The following is a 17,736-nucleotide window of genomic DNA, read 5'->3' as shown; positions in this document are numbered from 1 at the left end:
AAGCAAAGGGGCGGCGCCATAGAAGGTCACCGCCCCACAGGCTCTCGAACTAGCCGCGCCCCTCCTGGGAAACGGAGCCGCTTAGACGCGCTTGCGCGTCATGCTCTTGAGGTCCACGTTGGGGTAGCGCTTATCGAAGTTCTCCTTGAACTTCGCAGCGAGATCGGCGGCAGCCTTGTCGTACTCCGCCGGATCATCCCAAGTACCGCGCGGGTCGAGCAGGTCCCTGGGCACGCCCGGGCACTCATTGGGCACGTCGACGTCAAAGACATCGTTATGCGTGTAGCCCGCAATGTCGAGCGAACCGTCCTGAGCGGCCTTTACGAGGGCGCGGGTATGGTAGAGGGCAATGCGATGACCGATACCATAGGGGCCGCCGGTCCAGCCGGTATTGACCAGGTAGACGCGCGTCTTGTTCTGCGTGATTTTCTCTCCGAGCAGGTAGGCGTAAACCATGTGGTCGAGCGGCATGAACGGCTCGCCGAACAACGCCGAGAACGTGGGCTGCGGCTCCTTGACGCCCAGCTCGGTGCCAGCGACCTTGGCGGTGTAGCCCGTCAGGAAATGGAACATAGCCTGCTCGCGGTTGAGCTTGGAGATCGGCGGCAGCACGCCGTAGGCATCAGCCGTGAGGAAGAGCACGACGCTCGGCGTCTCGCCGGTACCGGACTCCACGACCTTCTCGATGTGCTCGAGCGGATAGGCGGCGCGGCCGTTCTCGGTGATGGAGCTATCGGAGTAGATGGGCGCACGGCTCTTTCGGTCGAGCTTCACGTTCTCAGATACGCTGCCGAAGCGGATGGCGTCGTAGATGTCCGGCTCGCGCTCACGGGTAAGATCGATGGTCTTTGCGTAGCAACCGCCCTCGATGTTGAAGACGCCGCGCGGGCTCCAACCATGCTCGTCATCGCCGATGAGCAGGCGCTGCGGGTCTGCGGAAAGCGTCGTCTTACCGGTGCCGGAAAGACCGAACAGAATGCAGGTCTTGCCCGTCTCGGGGTCGACGTTCGCGGAGCAGTGCATGGGCAGCACGGCATCCTCGAGCGGCAGCAGGTAGTTCATCATCGTGAAGACGGCCTTCTTGATCTCGCCGCAATAACCGGTACCGGCCACGATGATCTGCTTCTTGTTCATCTCGAGCATGACGGCGGCAGGCTCTACGCCGTCGCGGTCGCGCGAGCACACGTAGGTGGGAGCGGCAAAGACCATGATGTCGGGACGGCCGAAGACCTCCAGCTCGTCCTTGCTCGGACGAACGAGCATGTTCTGGATGAAAAGCGCCTGATGCGCGCGCTCGCATACGACCATGACCTTGCGCGCGTACTGGCGATCGGCGCCGGCGAAACCACGGATGACGAACAGGTGGCGACGCTGGGACATGTAGCGGGTCACGTTCTTGCGGACGCGCTTGTAGGTGGCCTCGTCGATGGGCTTGTTGGTCTTGCTGTTCCAGTTGACCTGCTCGTCGGCAGCACCCGCATCGACGATGTAACGGTTCTCGGGCGAACGGCCCGTGAAGGCACCGGTCGATACGGAGAGGGAGCCCGTCGAGGTCAGATACGCCTCATGGTGGGAAATCGAGTGCTCGATGAGCTTCGCCGGACTCCAATCGACGTGCACGCGGTCGAAATCGCAGTCGATGCCCGACTCCAGCAATATGGTCTCTATCATGCCGTCACCTTTCGTTCACACGGCGCCGCGGCAGCACTACGGCACCCACTTTCAAAACCCGAATCAAAAAGAGCGCCGTCCCTGCGGAGCTGCGCCCCAACACACTCGAAGTGCAATATACCGCAACCGAGGGGACGCTCCCCCGGCGTATCGGGGAACGGCCTAGCCCATCGTTCCAAACGCGCGTTTTTGCACAAGAACTGGTATGCCGAACATTCCCGCATGGCATGTGGTTGCTGTCAGCGCTGCGGCCCGCAGCCTTCGCATGCGGCTATAATGGATTCCGTGTGCCGCGATACCCGGTGCCATCGCATCCATCCCAAGCCGACAGGAGCTTCGTGTTCGTGAACCCGCTCGACAAAATCCGCGCATCGCTCGAGGTAAGGCGCGGTGAACCCGCAGCGAGTCCCGCGCGCAGCGCTGCCCTGCGGCGCACCGGCGCTCATCCAGGTGAACCTCGCGCGAGTCGAAGGCGGCGCCGGAAGCAGCCATTCCTCGCTCGCGTTGTCAACGATTGGTGGACCAGGCTCCTGCAGGCCGTCTACAAGGGCTCTCTCAGCGAGCAGGAAGCCGAGTACGAATCTCATAGCGCCTCGCGCGATTACGTGTGGAACACGCTCGGTACCACGATATGGGGTATGTCGCTGCCCATCCTGTCGATCGTCGCCACGCAGCTTGCCGGCACTGAGCAAGCGGGCATGTTCTCCATGGCCTTCTCGACCGGCATGCTGCTCATGTACGTCGCCAACTACGGCGTACGCAATTTCCAGGTCTCGGACATCGACGAGACGCATGCGTTCTCCTCCTATCAGGTGAACCGCTGGCTTTCCACCATCTGCGCGCTCGTGATGGGCGTTCTGTACTGCACCATCCGCGACTATCAACCGCTCATGGCAACCATCTGTGCCGGCGTGTACCTGTTCAAGCTCGTCGACGGCGTTGCCGACGTCTATGAGGGCCGCCTGCAGCAGGCGGACAAGCTCTACCTCGCCGGCATATCGCAGACCGTCCGCTCAGGCGGGGTCTTCCTTATCTTCTCGATCATCTTGCTTGTGACGCGCAGCATCGCGCTGGCATCCATCGGCATGGGCATCGCCGCGGCGGCGTCGCTCGTCCTCGTCACGCTTCCGCTCGCGCTTCTCGAGACCGAGAAATCGCGCCGTTGGAAACTTGAAGAAGTCATCGACCTCTTCAAGCAGTGCTTTCCGCTGTTCTGCGCGCTGTTCCTCTTCAACCTCATCGAGACCATGCCCAAGTTCGTGATGGAGGGCGCGCTCGCATATGAGAACCAGCTCTACTTCAACGCGCTCTACTTCCCCTCGCAGAGCATCCAAATCATCATCGGCTTCATCTACAAGCCCCAGCTGCTGCGCTTGGCGAGCATCTGGTCGAACCCCAAGAAGCGCCGCCGCTTCGATTTAATCATCCTCGCCGTCATGGCTGTCATCGTGGTCATCACCGTGCTCATGGGCATGGCCATGGCGAGCGTCGGCATCCCGCTCACAAGCTTCATGTACGGTGTGGACTTCGAGCGCTTCCGCACGCTTAGCTACCTCATGGTAGTGGCGGGAGGCGTCATCGCGGCGATCGACTTCTTGTACGCCATCATCACGGTGCTCCGCCGTCAGGGCGCGGTCATGCAGCTCTACCTTGCAGGATTCGCAGCCGTGACGGTGCTCTCCCTTATCTTGGTGAACCTCTTGGGGCTTACGGGGGCGGTCGTGAGCTACCTCGGCGCCATGACGCTGCTGCTTATCTTGCTCGTGCTCGAATATATCCGTATTCGCCAGGCCATCCGCAAGGAACGCGACCCCTTCCTGGGGAGCAGGTGGCGCGCAAGCTGATCACGCGCATCGGCCGAATAGGAGGCACGCGCCGACGCAGCTGATCGCGGCTGATCGCGCGGCTCACTCCCCCTCTTCGACAGGCACGCACCACACCGCGCCGTCATCGAGGCGCATGATTCCCACACATCCTCTACCCGAGCCTGCCGCAGCGGAGCAATCGATGTCGATGCGGTCCGCGACGCCCGCGGTGTCATCGCACGCCCCCACGCGCACGATCCGCCCAAGCCGGCTGGCCTCCTCCGGCGTGCAGTCCATTCGATCGGCGTAGCCCGGAAGCGCGATGGAGGGGGTATGGCCCGCCACGACGACGGGTCCCGAACCGTCCGCTCCCACAAGCCCCGTCGGCTCTCCCCAAAACTCCCAACGCGTCCAGAGAAGGGTCTCTGGATTCTGGCGACCGAGCATATCGAGCAGAAGCTCATGCGACGCAGCGGCAGCCCCCTGCCCAGCCGAGCAGTCCACGCCCGCCGTCGCGAGGAAGCCCCGCGCCTCCATCGCATCGATGCCGGCATGAACCAGGATGTATGTGCGGCTCCCCGCCTCGACGACATCGAAGAGCGGCAACGCAGCCAGCCAATCCATGAGCTCGCGGTAAGCATTGCGATCGAGCTCGTCCAAACCGGCAAGCGTGGTGCCGCCGCCGTTGAGAGCCCAGGTGATGTCGTCCATCTCGCCGGTATTGCAAAGCACATCGAGAAGCATCCGCTCGTGATTGCCCATGAGCACACGCGCGTTCGAAAGACCGCGCACCAGCCCGATGACGCCCACGGGGTCGGGGCCGCGGTCGACCATATCGCCGAGCACGTAGACCGTATCCTCAGATAAGGGCGCCGCGAGCTCAAGCGCGCGGTCGAGCGCTCGCACATGACCGTGCGCATCGGACGTCACATAGATAGCCATGCCAACACCTCCAGCGGGGTTTTCCCCATTGTACCCCCGTGAGATCTGGAACCTTAATCCAGAGTGTTTCACTGGGATTAACTCTATCGGCGGCTGGTGGTGAATCTTCGCAGATATCCGCGCATATGATAGAGTTACCGAACCTGTATTCAGCGCGGGGAGGTACGGTATGGCGCGCGTGCATAACTTCTCGGCGGGGCCTGCGGCACTGCCCGAAAGCGTCCTCACCGAGGTCGCCAGTGAACTCGTCGACTACCAAGGCCTCGGCATGTCGGTCCTCGAGATGAGCCACCGCTCCGCCCCCTACCGGCAGATCATCGACGACGCCGAGGCCACCCTCAGGCGCCTGCTCGACATCCCCGAACGGTATCGCGTGCTTTTCCTGCAGGGAGGGGCGACACTCCAGTTCGCCGCCATCCCCATGAACCTAATGCATCGAGGACGCGCGGGATACGTGGTGAGCGGCCATTTCGCGCGCAAAGCTTGGCAGGAGGCGCAGCGCTACGGCGACGCAGAGCTTGTCGCAACGAGCGAGCCATCTGGTTTCGACCGTATTCCGGACTTGGCTCCCATAGCCGAACGCTGCGCAGCAGGCGACCTCGATTACCTCTACATCTGCCAGAACAACACCATCTTCGGCACGATGTTCACCGAGCTGCCGCGCTGCGGCGAGATCCCGCTCGTCGCAGATGTGTCGAGTTGCTTCCTCTCCATGCCGCTCGATGTCGAGCGCTACGGCCTCATCTATGCGGGCGCGCAGAAAAACGCCGGGCCCGCAGGCGTAACCGTAGTCATCGTGCGGGACGACCTCATCGGCGATGGGCCCGCCCTTCCCTCGTGCCCCACGTACCTGAGCTACCGCATCCAAGCGGATGCCGGTTCGATGTACAACACGCCCAACACCTTCGGCATCTACCTGTGCGGCAAGGTGTTCCGATGGGTTGAGCAGCAAGGCGGCCTCGCGGCGATGGGTTATCTGAACCGCACCAAGGCCGAGCTGCTCTACGGCGCGCTCGACAGAAGCGCCCTCTTCCGCCCCTGCGCCGAGCGCTCCTCCCGCTCGATCGCGAACGTGACCTTCCGCTGCTCCCAGCCCGAGCTCGAAGCGCCGTTCATCGATGGCGCGCGGGCACACGGCATAGAGGGCATCAAGGGCCATCGTCTGGTTGGCGGCATGAGGGCGAGCATCTACAACGCCGTATCCCTTGAGGACGTCCAAGCCCTCGTCGACTACATGGAAGAATTCGAGACTCAGCACCGCTGAAGCACGCAAGAGGAGCACACCATGCGCAAGATCAAGATCATCGACGACATCACCAAAGATGGACAGGTCACCTTCGGCGATGGCTATGCCTTCGTCGATGACGCCACCGAGGCGGATGCTATACTCATGCGCTCGACCGATCTGCACGGATACGACCTCCCCGCGGGCATCCGCGCCATCGCGCGATGCGGCGCCGGCGTGAACAACATCCCCATCGAAGACTATGCCAAACGGGGCGTGGTCGTGTTCAACTCGCCGGGAGCCAACGCGAACGCCGTCAAGGAGATGGTCATCTGCATGATGGTGCTCGCAAGCCGCGGTGTCGTGCAATCCATGGAATGGGTACGAGCCAACGCCGCCGACCCCGACATCTACACGAGCGCCGAGCATGTGAAGAAGGCATTTGTGGGCCGCGAGCTCCGAGGCAAGCGCGTGGGCGTCATCGGCTTGGGCAACGTTGGATCCAAGGTGGCCAATGCCTGCGTCTCGCTGGGTATGGACGTCTTCGGATATGACCCGTTCATCTCCGTCGAGCACGCTTGGGAGCTCTCGCGCGACGTTCAGCGGGTCGGGACGCTCGAGGACCTGTGCCGCGGCTGCGACTACCTCACCCTGCACGTGCCGTCGAAGGCCGATACCATCGGAATGGTCGGTGACGAGCAGATCGCCCTCCTAGCCCCCGGCGCCGTTCTGATCAACTTCGCACGCGAGACCATCGTCGATGAGGACGCTGTGAACGCTGCGCTGCACACCGGCAGGCTCGCGTGGTTCGCAACCGACTTCGCCACGCCTAAAACGGTTCTCATGCCCAACACCTTCGTCACCACGCACTCCGGTGCCGGCACCGAAGAGGCCGAGGCCAACTGCGCCGACATGGCAATCTCCGAGCTCAAGGACTATCTGGAGAACGGCAACATCGCGCACTCGGTGAACTACCCCAGCTGCTCGATGGGCAAGGCGCGCGCCGCGAGCCGCATCGGCTGCCTACATGCCAACGTTCCGAACATGATCGGCCAGATCACCCGCATCCTCGCCGACGATAACGCGAACGTCCAGCGCATGGTGAACGAAAGCGCCGGTGAAAACGCCTACACGATGTTCGACACCGACGAGCATCTCGAGCAAAGCACCATCGACGCACTGAAGCGCATTCCCTCTATGTACCGCGTGCGCGTGATCAAATAGGTCCGGCTGCACAAAGCGGGCAAACCCGAGAACCGGGTAGGCGGGCGGTACAATACCAGGATGCGGGCAGACCGGTCCAGCGACCGATCCCGCTGCTACCAAAAGATCGGAGTTTCCATGCGAGTCCTTCCCTTCCCCTGCACGCGCCCCGCACCGACGGTGGCAGCCCGAGTCGCCGCCCTTCCCTACGATGTGGTGTCGCGCACGGAAGCCGCCGCGGCAGTGGCCGAGGAGCCGCTCTCGTTCCTCGCCATCGACCGTCCGGAAACCCAATTCCCTCCCGATCAGGATATGTACGCCCCCGAGGTGTATGCACGCGGAGCCGCGCTGCTCCGCGAGCGCATCGACGATGGAACCTTCATCGAGGACCGCAATCGCTCGTACTACCTCTACGAACTCGCCTGGGAGGGCCATGTGCAGACCGGGGTGGTCGGCGTGTGCCCCGTCGCCGACTATGAAGGCGGAACCATCAAGCGCCACGAGCTCACGCGCGCGGAGAAGGAGCGCGACCGCATCGAGCACATCAGCTCCCTCGGATACCAAACCGGCCCCATCTTCCTTGCTTACCGCGACCAACCCGTGCTCGACTTCATCTTGGGCGCCGCGAAGACGGCGACGCCGATCTATGACTTCACAGACGCCGCAGGGGTGCATCAAACCGTCTGGGAGGTCGCGCGCCCCGAGGCGGTCGATGCGATTCGTGCGATGTTCGACCAGGTGCCCTGCGCCTACATCGCTGACGGCCATCATCGCACCGCATCGGCGGCGAAGGTGGCAGAGCGCCTGCGCGATGAGGCGAAAGCCCAAGGCACGTACACGGGCAGGGAGCCGTTCAACTTCTTCCTCGCGGTCCTCTTCCCCGCAAGCCAGCTCACCATCCTGCCGTACAATCGCGTCGTGCGCGACCGCTCGGGACTCGAATCACACGAGCTCCTCCGCCGCATCGAAGCGGCAGGCTTCATCGTGGAGCGGGCGGACGCTCCCGTAATGCCGGCAAAGCCCGGGACGTTCGGCATGTTCACCGATGGATGCTGGTGGTCGCTGACGATCGCAGACGAGCTCGCCCGCATGCTCGAGGACGCGGATCCCGTAGAGCGCCTCGACGTCTCCATCCTGCAAGAACGCGTGGTCGCCCCCATCTTGGGCGTGGGCGATGTGCGCGAGGACCCCCGTATCTCGTTTGTGGGAGGCATCCGCGGAACACGCGAGCTCGAAGAACGCGCCAGCGCCGAGGGCGTGGCATTCACCCTGCATGCGACAAGCATCGAGCAGCTGCTTGATGTCGCGGATGCCGGCCTGCTCATGCCGCCCAAGTCGACTTGGTTCGAGCCCAAGCTAAGAAGCGGCCTGTTCCTCCACCGGATTTCAGGCAACCAGCAGGGCGATTAGCCCGCACGCAACGGAGATGGCGTAGAGCAGCACCAAGATGACGAGGTTCTCGCGCGCGGAGCGATTGGTGCGGAACAGGACGAGAAACCCGGCCCCCGCCCCTGCGAGGGACCCCGCGAGCATGGGACCGAACGCAAGCACGCCCTCGAGGTAGAGCTGCGTCACCACAACGCTTGCGGCGCAATTGGGGATAAGGCCCACGAGCGCGGCACCAAAAACGGCAACGACCCCGTTACTCGCCAAGAACCCGGTGATGACCGCCTCGCCGGCGCCCTCGAACACCGCGACGAGCGCAAAGGTTACCAGGAAGATGAAGAGGCTTACCTGAACGGTATGCGACAGGGCGCTTCTCACGATCGAGCGAATCGCACCACCGCCAGCGGCGTGATCGTGGACGTGCCCCTCGCCATGCTCATGGCCGCCTTGAGCAACGCCATCATCGCAACCGCAATGATCGTGCTCGCAGAGCCTGTGGATGTGCTCGGCGCCCTCTCCTGCCTCCGCAAAGCCGTCTAGTACATCGTGGGTGCCGTCTTCGCTCGAAGCAACCCCGGCAGCGGTGCCGAGGACGCCGCGGCGCAGCAATGCGTGAACGCGCTCGTTGCGCCTGAACATGCGCACCGCCACATCGGTTGCCAGGCCGGCAACCAGCGCGATGAGTGCCTTGGATGCCAGGATCGACACCACTGCCGCAGCATCGACGCGCTCGGCAAGCAACAACGGGAGCATCTCATCCGATGTGGACAGAAAAACCGCGACGAGCGTCCCCAGCGTGATCACGCGCCCCGCATACAGCGTCGCGCCCATAGCGGAGAAGCCGCATTGCGGAACGATGCCGAGGATCGCCCCCGCCACCGGTCCCGCAGCGCCCGCGCGCTTCACCACCGCGTTCACTGAATCGCTTGCAGCGTGCTCGAGTGCCTCGAGCACCAGATAGGTGATGAGCAGAAACGGTATGATCGGCAGCGTATCCTCCACCGCGTGCAGCACGGTGTGCTCCAAGAATTCCATGTATGCGACCCTTCGGTTGTTCGGTTATGGAAGGTTCATACCCATCGCCGCGCCCGTACGAGCAGCGGCGCTCAATGCGCTATCGTACCTAGCCGAGTTTCACAGAGCGAACACGACCGCGCAAGGGTTCCCGCCAAATCCCCAAACGAGCGATCGGGCCCTCCATCTTGTGTCGGAAGGATATCCCATGAACGTCAGCCAAGCCCTCGAGTACACGATGCAGCCGTTCATACCCTTTTTCATCTTTGGCGACCCCGATGCCATGGAGTCGGAGCGCCAGCATGGGGAAGAGGCGCTGCGGGCGCTCCTATCGGCATGGCGCGACGAGGAAGATCCCGGCTTCACCTTCGACACGGTACGCGAGCTCGCCGACCGCAACCGCCAGATCTGCGACCAAATCGGCGAGGCGCGACTGCGCAACGTTTCCAGCGCGGCCCTTGCCCGCGGCCTTTCTGACAAGGACCTCTACCGCGGCATCGCCGCCCTGCAGCGACGACCCGTAGAGGACGTCGAGCGCGAGGTGCGCGGAGACCGCGACGCCTTCGCCGTTGCCTATGTGAAGGAGCGCGTGCAGGGTACGGTGATCGGCATCGATATCGAGACCACGGGCACCGCCCCGGAACGCGGTTATATCATCAACCTCGGCCTCGAGCTTATGGAGCTCACCGCCGATGCCGAGCCGTTCGCCGGTGGTGAGCGCTTCTTCGGGCTACCCGAGGACCCCTATCGCGCATCGGGCGTACCGCTCACCAACATCCATGGCATCACCTGGGGAGATGTAGAAGGCAAAACGCCCTTTCGCGACGACAAGGCGGCGCAGGCGGGCATCCTCGAGCTCATGAAGCACTACCCCTATATGGCGCATAACGCCGCATTCGAAGACTCCTGGTTCATGCTCCATCTTGACGGCTATGCCGAGGCGCGCCGCGCAGGCGAGATCGTCGTCATCGACTCCCGCGACATCTGCCGCAAGCTCGACGGCGAGGTCGCGACGCTGCCACGCGAGTCGTCGCCCGCGAGCCTGGAGAACTGGGCGCGGCGCCGCGGCACGCTTGCAGCGGACGAGAAAGAGCGCCATCTCGGCCTGGCGGACACGGACCTTATGCTGCGCACGGTGCAAGCGGAGTTCAAGCGCAAGAACATGTTCGGCGACTAGCAGGCGCCCCTATGTCTGCCGTAGCACGGCGCGACAAGGCAGTCGTAGCGAACGGCTTTGCCGCAGAGCGAGTAATCGGGTTCGATACCCGCCAGCCAAGGTCCCTTTGCCGGCCGCTTGATAACCACCTTGCGCGGGCCAGCTGCCATGGCAGCCGCGACGAGCTTCCCCTCGTCATCGCAAGGCGCCTCGAGCGTTTGGATGAGCTGGAGCTTCTTCTTCGCTGCGGCGCGCTTTCCACCGGGAAACATCGGGTCGAGCAACACGACGTCCGGCGACGCGTCGAGCCTGTGGAGCACATCGACGCTATCCCCCTCAACCAGCCGCATGCGCTCGACCGCCCGAGCAAGGACCGCGGAGGCCGCAGCACGATCGAGGCTGTCGCGTAAGAGCGCTGCGATGACCGGGTCGCGTTCACAAAGCGTGACCGAGAAGCCTGCGGCTGCAAGCAAGAGCGCATCCTCGCCGAGCCCGGCCGTCGCATCCACGGCGGTAAGGCTTTCCGAACCCCCCTTGATGCGCGCGGCACGCACGAGAAGCTCGCGCCCGAGCGCGTCGGGTCGGATGCGGCGAGCCATGCGCTCGAGGTCGCCCTTAAGGCGCATGCCGTCGCGCACGAGGGAGACGCCTTGGCCATCGACCAGCAAGGCAGCGGCTCCTTGATCGACCTGCGCCAGACCGTGCTCCAGAGGTACGCCAAGGCGATGCGAAAGTCGAGCGGCGGCACCGGGAGCGGCGCCCGGGTCCTCGACGACGCAGGCTATCGCCGCAGCAGGACCCGATGCCCCTGCAGACGCCGTAGCTACGGAGGAAGCTTCCCCCGCAAGCGGCGCGCTCATCGCACCCAACCCTTCGGCACTCGCTTCATGCCCTGCCATATGCCCCCCTTCGATACCTCCGCCATTGTAACCGCCCGCACCGCGAGGCGATTCCCCTAATTGCGGCATTCGCGCAATCGCCCCAGTCATCCGCTCACCCACCTTCGCGCGTGCTATCCTCATTTGACACGAGACGATGCAAGGAGGCGCGCGATGAACGAGGCGGGAGACCAGATGTGCGTTGAGATGCCGAGCACGGCGTTCGAGTTCGATGCGCACATCAGATACAGCGAGGTCGATCACCGCGGCGTGCTCAAGCTCCCGGCGCTCATCGACTACTTCCAAGACTGCAGCACCTTCCAGTCAGAGAAGCTCGGCCTAGGCATGGCTCAGCTCAAGGCGAAGCACCGCGCTTGGGTGCTCACCCACTGGCAGATCGTCATCGATCGCTACCCCGCCCTCGCCGAACCCGTCACCGTGGGCACCTACTCCTGCTCCTTCAAGGGGCTCACCGCAAACCGCTGCTTCTACCTGCGCGACAGCGAAGGAGCGCTCATCGCGCGGGCCCGCTCGACCTGGGCGTTCATGGATATCGAGCGCGGGCGCTTGGTACGGCCCGAACCCGAGCAGATCGCTCCCTTCGGCACTGCCGAGCCCTTCCCCATGCCGCCCGAGAGCCGACGGGTCGCGATTCCCGAAAGCCTCGAACCGTGCGAGCCCATCACCATCCAGCGCTACCAGATCGATACCAACGAGCACGTCAACAACTGCCAATATGTACAGATGGCCCTCGACGTGCTTCCTGACGAGGCCTCTCCCACTCAGGTGCGCGTCGACTACAAGCGCGCGGCGGTGCTTGGAGACGTCGTCTATCCTCGCATGACGTGCAGCGAGACGATGGTTGTCGTCGCGCTCGATGACAGCTCGGGCGCACCGTACGCGGTGGTCGAGTTCACGTTCTAGGCTTGGCGCGCGAAGACGAGCGCTGAAAAAGCGCGGATCCGCATCCCGGTTGCCGTAACGGACCCGCGTCTCGCACAACGACACGAGCGCTCGATGACACATGGTTCTGGCTCACTTATCTTTTTGGCCTGCCGCAACACAAAGCCGATGTTCCGCAAGGACGTGCAGGGGTCCTCATTAGCGCACGTGAAGGCGCGGAAGGTCAGCCATGCGTCGCGGCGGGAACCTTCCAGGCATCGGAAGGCCCCCACTCGACGATCATTTGAACGTCGGATGGGCTCCCGCCTCCCACTCGGCGATCATTTGAACGCCGGATGGGTGGGCGGGCGCTGGAAACCATGCAGAATATGGGCCGATGGGGGCCTCGCGACCATCCGCTCGAAAAGTGCGCGGAAAAACCACCTGGAGCGGATGGCGGGCAACCCGGCTACCTGCGGTTATTCCGACGGCATCCCATTCGCGCATTTTTTGAGCACGAAAAAGCCGCTCACTTTTCCAACGAGTGGGCGTTCAGGGGGCGAAGGAGTTCATTTTTCCATCGAATGGGCGCTCGGGGAAATGGTGCTGTTCATCTTTCCGACGGATGGGCCCCTGATGGACCGGGAAGGCCCGATGGCCCCATGAGCGGGAGGACCGGCCGTCCGCGGCGTTGCCAAGGAGGAGGAAGTGGGAGCAGCCCCGCGCACCTGCCCGTTCTGCAAGCAGGAAATCGCCGACGATGCAACGCGCTGCCCGCACTGCACCTCCAAGCTCGAAGGATACGTCAACGAGCAGGAGTAGCGCCCTCAACTTATCCCGCGCATCTTGCTTCAAGCGTCGCAGTTGAATCTGATTCCGGCGCTCTCATCATCCATCGGCAGCGCCCGCAATCACCGCTTGCACGATGCCGTTCGCCGCTCACCAAAGCTCCCCGCCGTTTCATCGCCATAGTATGCTGATATGGCGTACGAAGAAGGGAGCAACCATGACGCGCACCTTGGTCCTTATCCGCCATGGCAAGGCGGAACCAGCCCGTGACGACCTTACCGACGAGGCGCGGCAGCTTACTCTTTCAGGACGCGCGGCTCTCGAGGGTCCATGCGGCTTCAGCCGCACGCTAGCGCTGCTCGACGATGAGGAGCGGGCGCGCCCACGACTCATTGCAAGCAGTGCCTGCAGGGCTCGCCAGACGGCCGAGATAGCGGCAGGCGTACTCGAGTGCAAGGAAATCGAGGAACGCGCGTATCTTTTCTCCCAGAATACCGAGGCGTTTCTTGAGGAGCTCGCGCAATCGAACGAGCATACGACCGTTATCGTGGGACATGTCCCCTTTGTGGAGCGCATGACCGAATACCTCTGCGGCTCGCAGCTCGACTTCTCCCCCGGCGCAGCAGCCGCCATCGAACTCGATGATGCCCTCGACGCCTGCGAGTCCAAGCTGCTCTGGTTCGTGCAGGGACCGTGCGCAAAGTAGGCCGCTTCAAAGCGACGCATCCTCCCCATGGCCTCCTGCCGGATAATCGGCGAGCGGCGGAATCTCCGAGGCTCCTCTCGAACGATAATCTGCCGCTCGCGACTTTATTGTTGACATATGAGCATGTGCTCATATAATCGGAGATGAAAATATGAACACTTGCTCATATGAGAGGAGGTAGCACCATGGCATCGAGCAACCACCCGGTTGAGGAACCCGTAGTCGATGCTCCCGAGGAAATGCCCGACGAGGAGCTCCTCTATGATCTCGCCGACCTCTTCAAGACCTTCAGCGATACCACGCGGATCAAGATCCTGTATGCGCTCTACGATGGACCGCGCTCCGTGGGAGACATCGCCGAGGCGATCGGAGCGACTCAGAGCGCCGTCTCGCATCAACTCCGCATCTTGAAGCAGGCACGGCTTGTACGCTTCGACCGCGACGGTCGCAGCATCATCTACTCGCTCGCTGACGACCACGTTCACACCATGCTCGCTCAAGGTATGAGCCACATCTGCGAATAAACCGACAGCAGTACGCCAGAAGACAGGCAGCAAGGAGAGAACCCTGTATGCGTAAGTCATTCAAACTCGATGAGATCGATTGCGCCAACTGCGCCCTCAAGCTCGAGGATGCCATCAGGAAGATCGATGGTGTCGACGATGCAAGGGTCAACTTCATGACCCAGAAGCTGACCCTTGTCGCCGCAGACGATTGCTTCGACTCCGTGCTCGACGACGTCCTTGCCCTCGTAGCGAAGATGGAGCCCGATTGCGAGGTCGTTCGCTAACAAACGAACCATCAGGGAAAGGCGGGGGTTCGTGAGCGCGGCCGGTCAAACGTCCGGCGCTCTGGTTGCTCCATGCCCCCGGCATCCTTTGCTCCAGCCGCTCCGAGCGGCCATTTACCTGCTGATTATATGAATATATGTTCATCAGCACATTCATTTTGGAGGAGTCTAGCATGAATCGGAAACAGAGGAAGTGGCGCAACCGCATCGTCATCGCCATTGCGCTCTTCTTCGCAACCATGATGCTCGAGAAGGCGGGCGCGCTCGCATCCCTCTTCGGTGCTTCTGCAGCCTATGCCGCGTTCGCCCTTTACTTCGCGATTTTCCTTCTCGCAGGACACGACGTCCTGCGGAAGGCGTGGGCCAATATTCGTCGCGGCGATCCCTTTGACGAAGCCTTCCTCATGACGGTCGCCACCATCGGCGCCTTCGCTACGATCTTCTTCCCCGAGACGGAACCGCAGTCAGCGGAGGGCTGCGCCGTCATGCTGTTCTACCAGGTGGGAGAGCTCTTCCAGAGCTATGCGGTGGGCAAGAGCCGTAAATCCATCAGCAGCATGATGGATATCGCCCCCGACTATGCCAACATCGAGCGCGACGGCGAGCTCGTCGAGGTCGATCCGGATGAGGTGCAGGTAGGCGACGTCATCGTGGTGAAACCCGGTGAGCGCGTACCCATCGACGGCACCGTCACGCAGGGCTCCTCGCAGCTCGATACCGCAGCGCTCACCGGCGAAAGCATCCCGCGCCATGTTGAGGTGGGCGCCGACGTCATCTCGGGCTGCATCAACATGACCGGCATCCTTCACATCCAGACCACGAAGCCCTTCGGCGAGTCAACCGTCTCGCGCATCCTGGAGCTTGTGGAGAATGCCAGCGAGAAGAAGGCCAAGACCGAGAACTTCATCACGCGCTTCGCACGCGTCTACACGCCCATCGTCACATTCGCCGCTATCTTCTTAGCCATCATTCCACCCATCCTGGGCATCGGCCCTTGGACCGACTGGGTGCTCCGCGGCCTCACCTTCCTGGTTGTCTCCTGCCCCTGCGCGCTTGTGATCTCGGTGCCGTTGTCGTTTTTCGGCGGCATCGGCGGCGCCTCCAAGATCGGCGTCCTTGTAAAAGGCTCCAACTACCTCGAGCTTCTCTCGAAGGTAGACACCGTGGTCTTCGACAAGACGGGCACGCTCACCTCCGGCTCGTTCAACGTGGTCGCCGTGCATCCAGAAGCAGGCGTCGACCCAGACTATGTGCTCAGTAACGCCGCTTACGCCGAAGCCTTCAGCGACCACCCTATCGCGGTCTCGATCAAGCAGGCATACTCGGGCACGATCGATCAGGAGCGCATCAAGGACGTGAAGGAGGAATCAGGCCACGGCGTCCAAGCGACCGTCGACGAGCATGTGGTGCTCGTCGGCAACGACAAGCTCATGGCCGAGCACGGGAGCGCATGGCATGAGTGCGACCTCGTCGGGACCATCCTCCATGTATCTGTTGACGGCGACTACGCCGGGCACATCGTCATCGCCGACGTGGTGAAGGAGGATGCAGCGGAGACCATCGCCTCGCTGCATGAAATCGGCGTGAAGAAGTGCGTCATGCTCACCGGCGATCGGCGAGACGTCGCCGAGGCGGTAGGAAGCGAGCTCGGCATCGACGAGATCCGCGCACAGCTGTTACCAGGCGACAAAGTGAACGCCGTCGAGCACCTCCTCGCATTCGAGAAAGGCGACGGCAAACTGGCCTTCGTAGGGGACGGCATCAACGATGCGCCCGTGTTGATGCGAGCCGATGTGGGCATCGCCATGGGAGCGATGGGTTCAGATGCCGCGATCGAAGCGGCAGACGTTGTCTTGATGGACGACAAGCCTTCGAAGATCGCACGGGCCATGCGCATCGCACGCAAGACCATGCGCATCGTCTGGCAGAACATCATCTTCGCCATCGGGATCAAGATCGCCATCCTGGCGCTGGCCGCACTCGGCATCGCCAACATGTGGCTCGCCGTCTTCGGTGATGTTGGCGTGGCGATGATCGCCATTCTCAACGCCATGAGGGCGATGCGCGTAGACAGCTAGACCCGCCCAGCCCCCTTCACAAACGACCTGTTGCTGCGCTAGGATACAGGCGCTGCAACAGGTCGCATCATATGTGGGGGGAACTATGGGCGACGCGCGCGCACGCATCGCGCTATTCGACAACATCAAAGGGCTGCTCATCATCCTTGTGGTCGCGGGACATTTCATGCACCCCGTCCACAACGACAACGAGGTGATGAGCGCGCTTTTCGATATCATCTACCTGTTTCATATGCCGCTGTTCGTCTTCCTTTCCGGGCTCTTTGCTAAAGGGGCCTATCGGGAGGGGCGGCTCAACGTGAACCGCATCATCTCGTTTCTCGTCCTCGGCTTCGCCTACCAGGCGGCATTGCTCGCTATCAACGGCGCGCTCGTCGAGCACCCGGAACGCATGATGCTCTTCACCTCCGCCCCGTGGTATCTCATCGGAATGGCTTGGTGGTATCTCGCCACGCCCCTACTCGCCCATATGGCTCCTCCGATCGGCATGCTTGCATGCCTTGTCGCCGCGATGGCTGGCGGCATGGTCGATCTGTCGGACGGCCTGCTCGCCGTGAGTCGCTCCCTCGCGTTTCTCCCCTATTTCGCCCTAGGCTACTACTGCTCGCCCGATGCTTTGCGCAAGCTCGCGGATCGCCGGATGCTATGGCTGGCGGTCGCTTCCGCAGCGGGAATCGCCGCGCTGCGCATCGTCGATCCGCATGCCTTTGACTGGTTTTTCCAGATGGTATACGGCGACAACTCCTACGCTCTCGCCGGTTCCGTGATGGGCCTCGCGCGTGGGAGCGCTGTCGCCGGAATCGCCGCGAAACTGGTAACGATAGCCATCGCGGTTGCGTTCTCCCTTGCCGTTCTTAAGGCTGTCCCTCGTGAGCACTCGAAGCTCACCACACTCGGCGAACGGACCCTGCAGGTGTATGTGCTGCACCGGCTCTTGCGCGCCGCTCTTACGTTTCGCACCCCGTTCTACGACCTGGCCATACTCCTCGACCCGCTCTGGGGGACGGCGATAATCCTCGCGCTTTCGGGCGGCGTGGTTGTACTCTGCGCCCTAAGGCTGTTCACGATGCCGTTCTCCCGGCTCATGGCAAAAGAGTGGCTGCCCGGCAGGCTGCACGAAGGCAACAGACATCCGTAGGTACCATGGAGAATATCGCCCGTCTGACCCGATAGGCTACACTTTTCCCTGCACATGCGACTGCCCCTTGAGG

At 62.7% G+C, this 17,736-nt stretch carries 15 protein-coding genes; 11 read left to right on the top strand and 4 right to left on the bottom strand.

Going from position 1 to position 17,736, the window contains the following annotated elements; all coding sequences use genetic code 11:
- Nucleotides 1-81: 81 nt before the first annotated feature.
- The gene (gene pckA / locus C1717_RS03735; RefSeq protein WP_102371904.1) at nucleotides 82-1,671 is read right to left on the bottom strand and encodes a phosphoenolpyruvate carboxykinase (ATP); all 1,590 of its coding nucleotides are present in this window, start codon (nucleotides 1,669-1,671) and stop codon (nucleotides 82-84) included.
- A 338-nt stretch (nucleotides 1,672-2,009) separates the two neighbouring features.
- Between pckA and C1717_RS03730 the strand changes: the two genes are divergently transcribed.
- Nucleotides 2,010-3,515 (top strand): lipopolysaccharide biosynthesis protein, encoded by a 1,506-nt coding sequence (locus C1717_RS03730; protein WP_245859420.1) that lies wholly within the window; start codon nucleotides 2,010-2,012, stop codon nucleotides 3,513-3,515.
- 63 nt (nucleotides 3,516-3,578) lie between these two features.
- Here C1717_RS03730 and C1717_RS03725 read toward each other — a convergent pair whose 3' ends face one another.
- A complete protein-coding gene (locus C1717_RS03725) occupies nucleotides 3,579-4,418 on the bottom strand; it encodes a metallophosphoesterase (protein ID WP_102371903.1) in 840 nt (279 codons plus the stop codon).
- A gap of 169 nt (nucleotides 4,419-4,587) precedes the next feature.
- Between C1717_RS03725 and serC the strand changes: the two genes are divergently transcribed.
- From serC to C1717_RS03710, 3 genes are all read left to right on the top strand, one after another.
- Nucleotides 4,588-5,682: a 3-phosphoserine/phosphohydroxythreonine transaminase gene (gene serC, locus C1717_RS03720; protein ID WP_102371902.1), complete on the top strand. Its 1,095-nt coding sequence runs from the start codon at nucleotides 4,588-4,590 to the stop codon at nucleotides 5,680-5,682.
- 21 nt (nucleotides 5,683-5,703) lie between these two features.
- Nucleotides 5,704-6,867 (top strand): phosphoglycerate dehydrogenase, encoded by a 1,164-nt coding sequence (locus tag C1717_RS03715; RefSeq protein WP_102371901.1) that lies wholly within the window; start codon nucleotides 5,704-5,706, stop codon nucleotides 6,865-6,867.
- A 117-nt stretch (nucleotides 6,868-6,984) separates the two neighbouring features.
- Entirely contained in the window at nucleotides 6,985-8,256 is a 1,272-nt protein-coding gene (locus C1717_RS03710) for a DUF1015 domain-containing protein (protein WP_102371900.1), read from the top strand.
- On the opposite strand, the gene C1717_RS03705 is transcribed toward C1717_RS03710, so the two are convergent.
- Nucleotides 8,233-9,267: a putative manganese transporter gene (locus tag C1717_RS03705; protein WP_102371899.1), complete on the bottom strand. Its 1,035-nt coding sequence runs from the start codon at nucleotides 9,265-9,267 to the stop codon at nucleotides 8,233-8,235. The genes C1717_RS03710 and C1717_RS03705 overlap by 24 nt on opposite strands.
- A gap of 187 nt (nucleotides 9,268-9,454) precedes the next feature.
- Here C1717_RS03705 and C1717_RS03700 point away from each other — a divergent pair, with 187 nt between their 5' ends.
- A complete protein-coding gene (locus C1717_RS03700) occupies nucleotides 9,455-10,423 on the top strand; it encodes a 3'-5' exonuclease (protein ID WP_102371898.1) in 969 nt (322 codons plus the stop codon).
- Here the strand turns inward: C1717_RS03700 and C1717_RS03695 are convergent.
- Nucleotides 10,420-11,301 (bottom strand): class I SAM-dependent methyltransferase, encoded by an 882-nt coding sequence (locus C1717_RS03695; protein WP_245859418.1) that lies wholly within the window; start codon nucleotides 11,299-11,301, stop codon nucleotides 10,420-10,422. The two genes, C1717_RS03700 and C1717_RS03695, sit on opposite strands and share 4 nt — an antisense overlap.
- Nucleotides 11,302-11,454: 153 nt before the next feature.
- On the opposite strand from C1717_RS03695, the gene C1717_RS03690 reads away from it, so the two are divergent.
- The 6 genes from C1717_RS03690 (at nucleotide 11,455) to C1717_RS03655 (ending at nucleotide 17,663) form a co-directional block, all read left to right on the top strand.
- Nucleotides 11,455-12,204 (top strand): acyl-[acyl-carrier-protein] thioesterase, encoded by a 750-nt coding sequence (locus tag C1717_RS03690; protein WP_245859416.1) that lies wholly within the window; start codon nucleotides 11,455-11,457, stop codon nucleotides 12,202-12,204.
- Nucleotides 12,205-13,168: 964 nt separating this feature from the next.
- Nucleotides 13,169-13,657, top strand: a complete 489-nt coding sequence (locus tag C1717_RS03675; RefSeq protein WP_102371896.1) for a SixA phosphatase family protein — start codon at nucleotides 13,169-13,171, stop codon at nucleotides 13,655-13,657.
- A 185-nt stretch (nucleotides 13,658-13,842) separates the two neighbouring features.
- The gene (locus C1717_RS03670) at nucleotides 13,843-14,181 is read left to right on the top strand and encodes an ArsR/SmtB family transcription factor (RefSeq protein ID WP_180965829.1); all 339 of its coding nucleotides are present in this window, start codon (nucleotides 13,843-13,845) and stop codon (nucleotides 14,179-14,181) included.
- A gap of 47 nt (nucleotides 14,182-14,228) precedes the next feature.
- Nucleotides 14,229-14,447, top strand: a complete 219-nt coding sequence (locus C1717_RS03665) for a cation transporter (RefSeq protein WP_102371895.1) — start codon at nucleotides 14,229-14,231, stop codon at nucleotides 14,445-14,447.
- Nucleotides 14,448-14,620: 173 nt separating this feature from the next.
- Nucleotides 14,621-16,525 carry a heavy metal translocating P-type ATPase gene (locus C1717_RS03660; protein WP_102371894.1) on the top strand — a complete coding sequence of 635 codons (1,905 nt, stop codon included), beginning with the start codon at nucleotides 14,621-14,623 and terminating at the stop codon, nucleotides 16,523-16,525.
- Between the two features lie 85 nt (nucleotides 16,526-16,610).
- Nucleotides 16,611-17,663 (top strand): acyltransferase family protein, encoded by a 1,053-nt coding sequence (locus tag C1717_RS03655; RefSeq protein ID WP_102371893.1) that lies wholly within the window; start codon nucleotides 16,611-16,613, stop codon nucleotides 17,661-17,663.
- The last annotated feature ends 73 nt before the right edge of the window (nucleotides 17,664-17,736 follow it).

This window comes from Enorma phocaeensis (assembly GCF_900186505.1).
Lineage (GTDB): Bacteria > Actinomycetota > Coriobacteriia > Coriobacteriales > Coriobacteriaceae > Enorma > Enorma phocaeensis.
Note: the sequence above shows the minus strand (reverse complement) of the source record. Positions and strands in the feature narration are given on the sequence as shown.

Excerpts from the sequence above, each read along its gene's own strand:
- pckA (WP_102371904.1), bottom strand. The coding sequence starts at position 1,671 with ATGATAGAGACCATATTGCTGGAGTCGGGCATCGACTGCGATTTCGAC.
- C1717_RS03725 (WP_102371903.1), bottom strand. The coding sequence starts at position 4,418 with ATGGCTATCTATGTGACGTCCGATGCGCACGGTCATGTGCGAGCGCTC.
- serC (WP_102371902.1), top strand. The coding sequence starts at position 4,588 with ATGGCGCGCGTGCATAACTTCTCGGCGGGGCCTGCGGCACTGCCCGAA.
- C1717_RS03715 (WP_102371901.1), top strand. The coding sequence starts at position 5,704 with ATGCGCAAGATCAAGATCATCGACGACATCACCAAAGATGGACAGGTC.
- C1717_RS03710 (WP_102371900.1), top strand. The coding sequence starts at position 6,985 with ATGCGAGTCCTTCCCTTCCCCTGCACGCGCCCCGCACCGACGGTGGCA.
- C1717_RS03705 (WP_102371899.1), bottom strand. The coding sequence starts at position 9,267 with ATGGAATTCTTGGAGCACACCGTGCTGCACGCGGTGGAGGATACGCTG.
- C1717_RS03700 (WP_102371898.1), top strand. The coding sequence starts at position 9,455 with ATGAACGTCAGCCAAGCCCTCGAGTACACGATGCAGCCGTTCATACCC.
- C1717_RS03695 (WP_245859418.1), bottom strand. The coding sequence starts at position 11,301 with ATGGCAGGGCATGAAGCGAGTGCCGAAGGGTTGGGTGCGATGAGCGCG.
- C1717_RS03690 (WP_245859416.1), top strand. The coding sequence starts at position 11,455 with ATGAACGAGGCGGGAGACCAGATGTGCGTTGAGATGCCGAGCACGGCG.
- C1717_RS03675 (WP_102371896.1), top strand. The coding sequence starts at position 13,169 with ATGACGCGCACCTTGGTCCTTATCCGCCATGGCAAGGCGGAACCAGCC.
- C1717_RS03670 (WP_180965829.1), top strand. The coding sequence starts at position 13,843 with ATGGCATCGAGCAACCACCCGGTTGAGGAACCCGTAGTCGATGCTCCC.
- C1717_RS03665 (WP_102371895.1), top strand. The coding sequence starts at position 14,229 with ATGCGTAAGTCATTCAAACTCGATGAGATCGATTGCGCCAACTGCGCC.
- C1717_RS03660 (WP_102371894.1), top strand. The coding sequence starts at position 14,621 with ATGAATCGGAAACAGAGGAAGTGGCGCAACCGCATCGTCATCGCCATT.
- C1717_RS03655 (WP_102371893.1), top strand. The coding sequence starts at position 16,611 with ATGGGCGACGCGCGCGCACGCATCGCGCTATTCGACAACATCAAAGGG.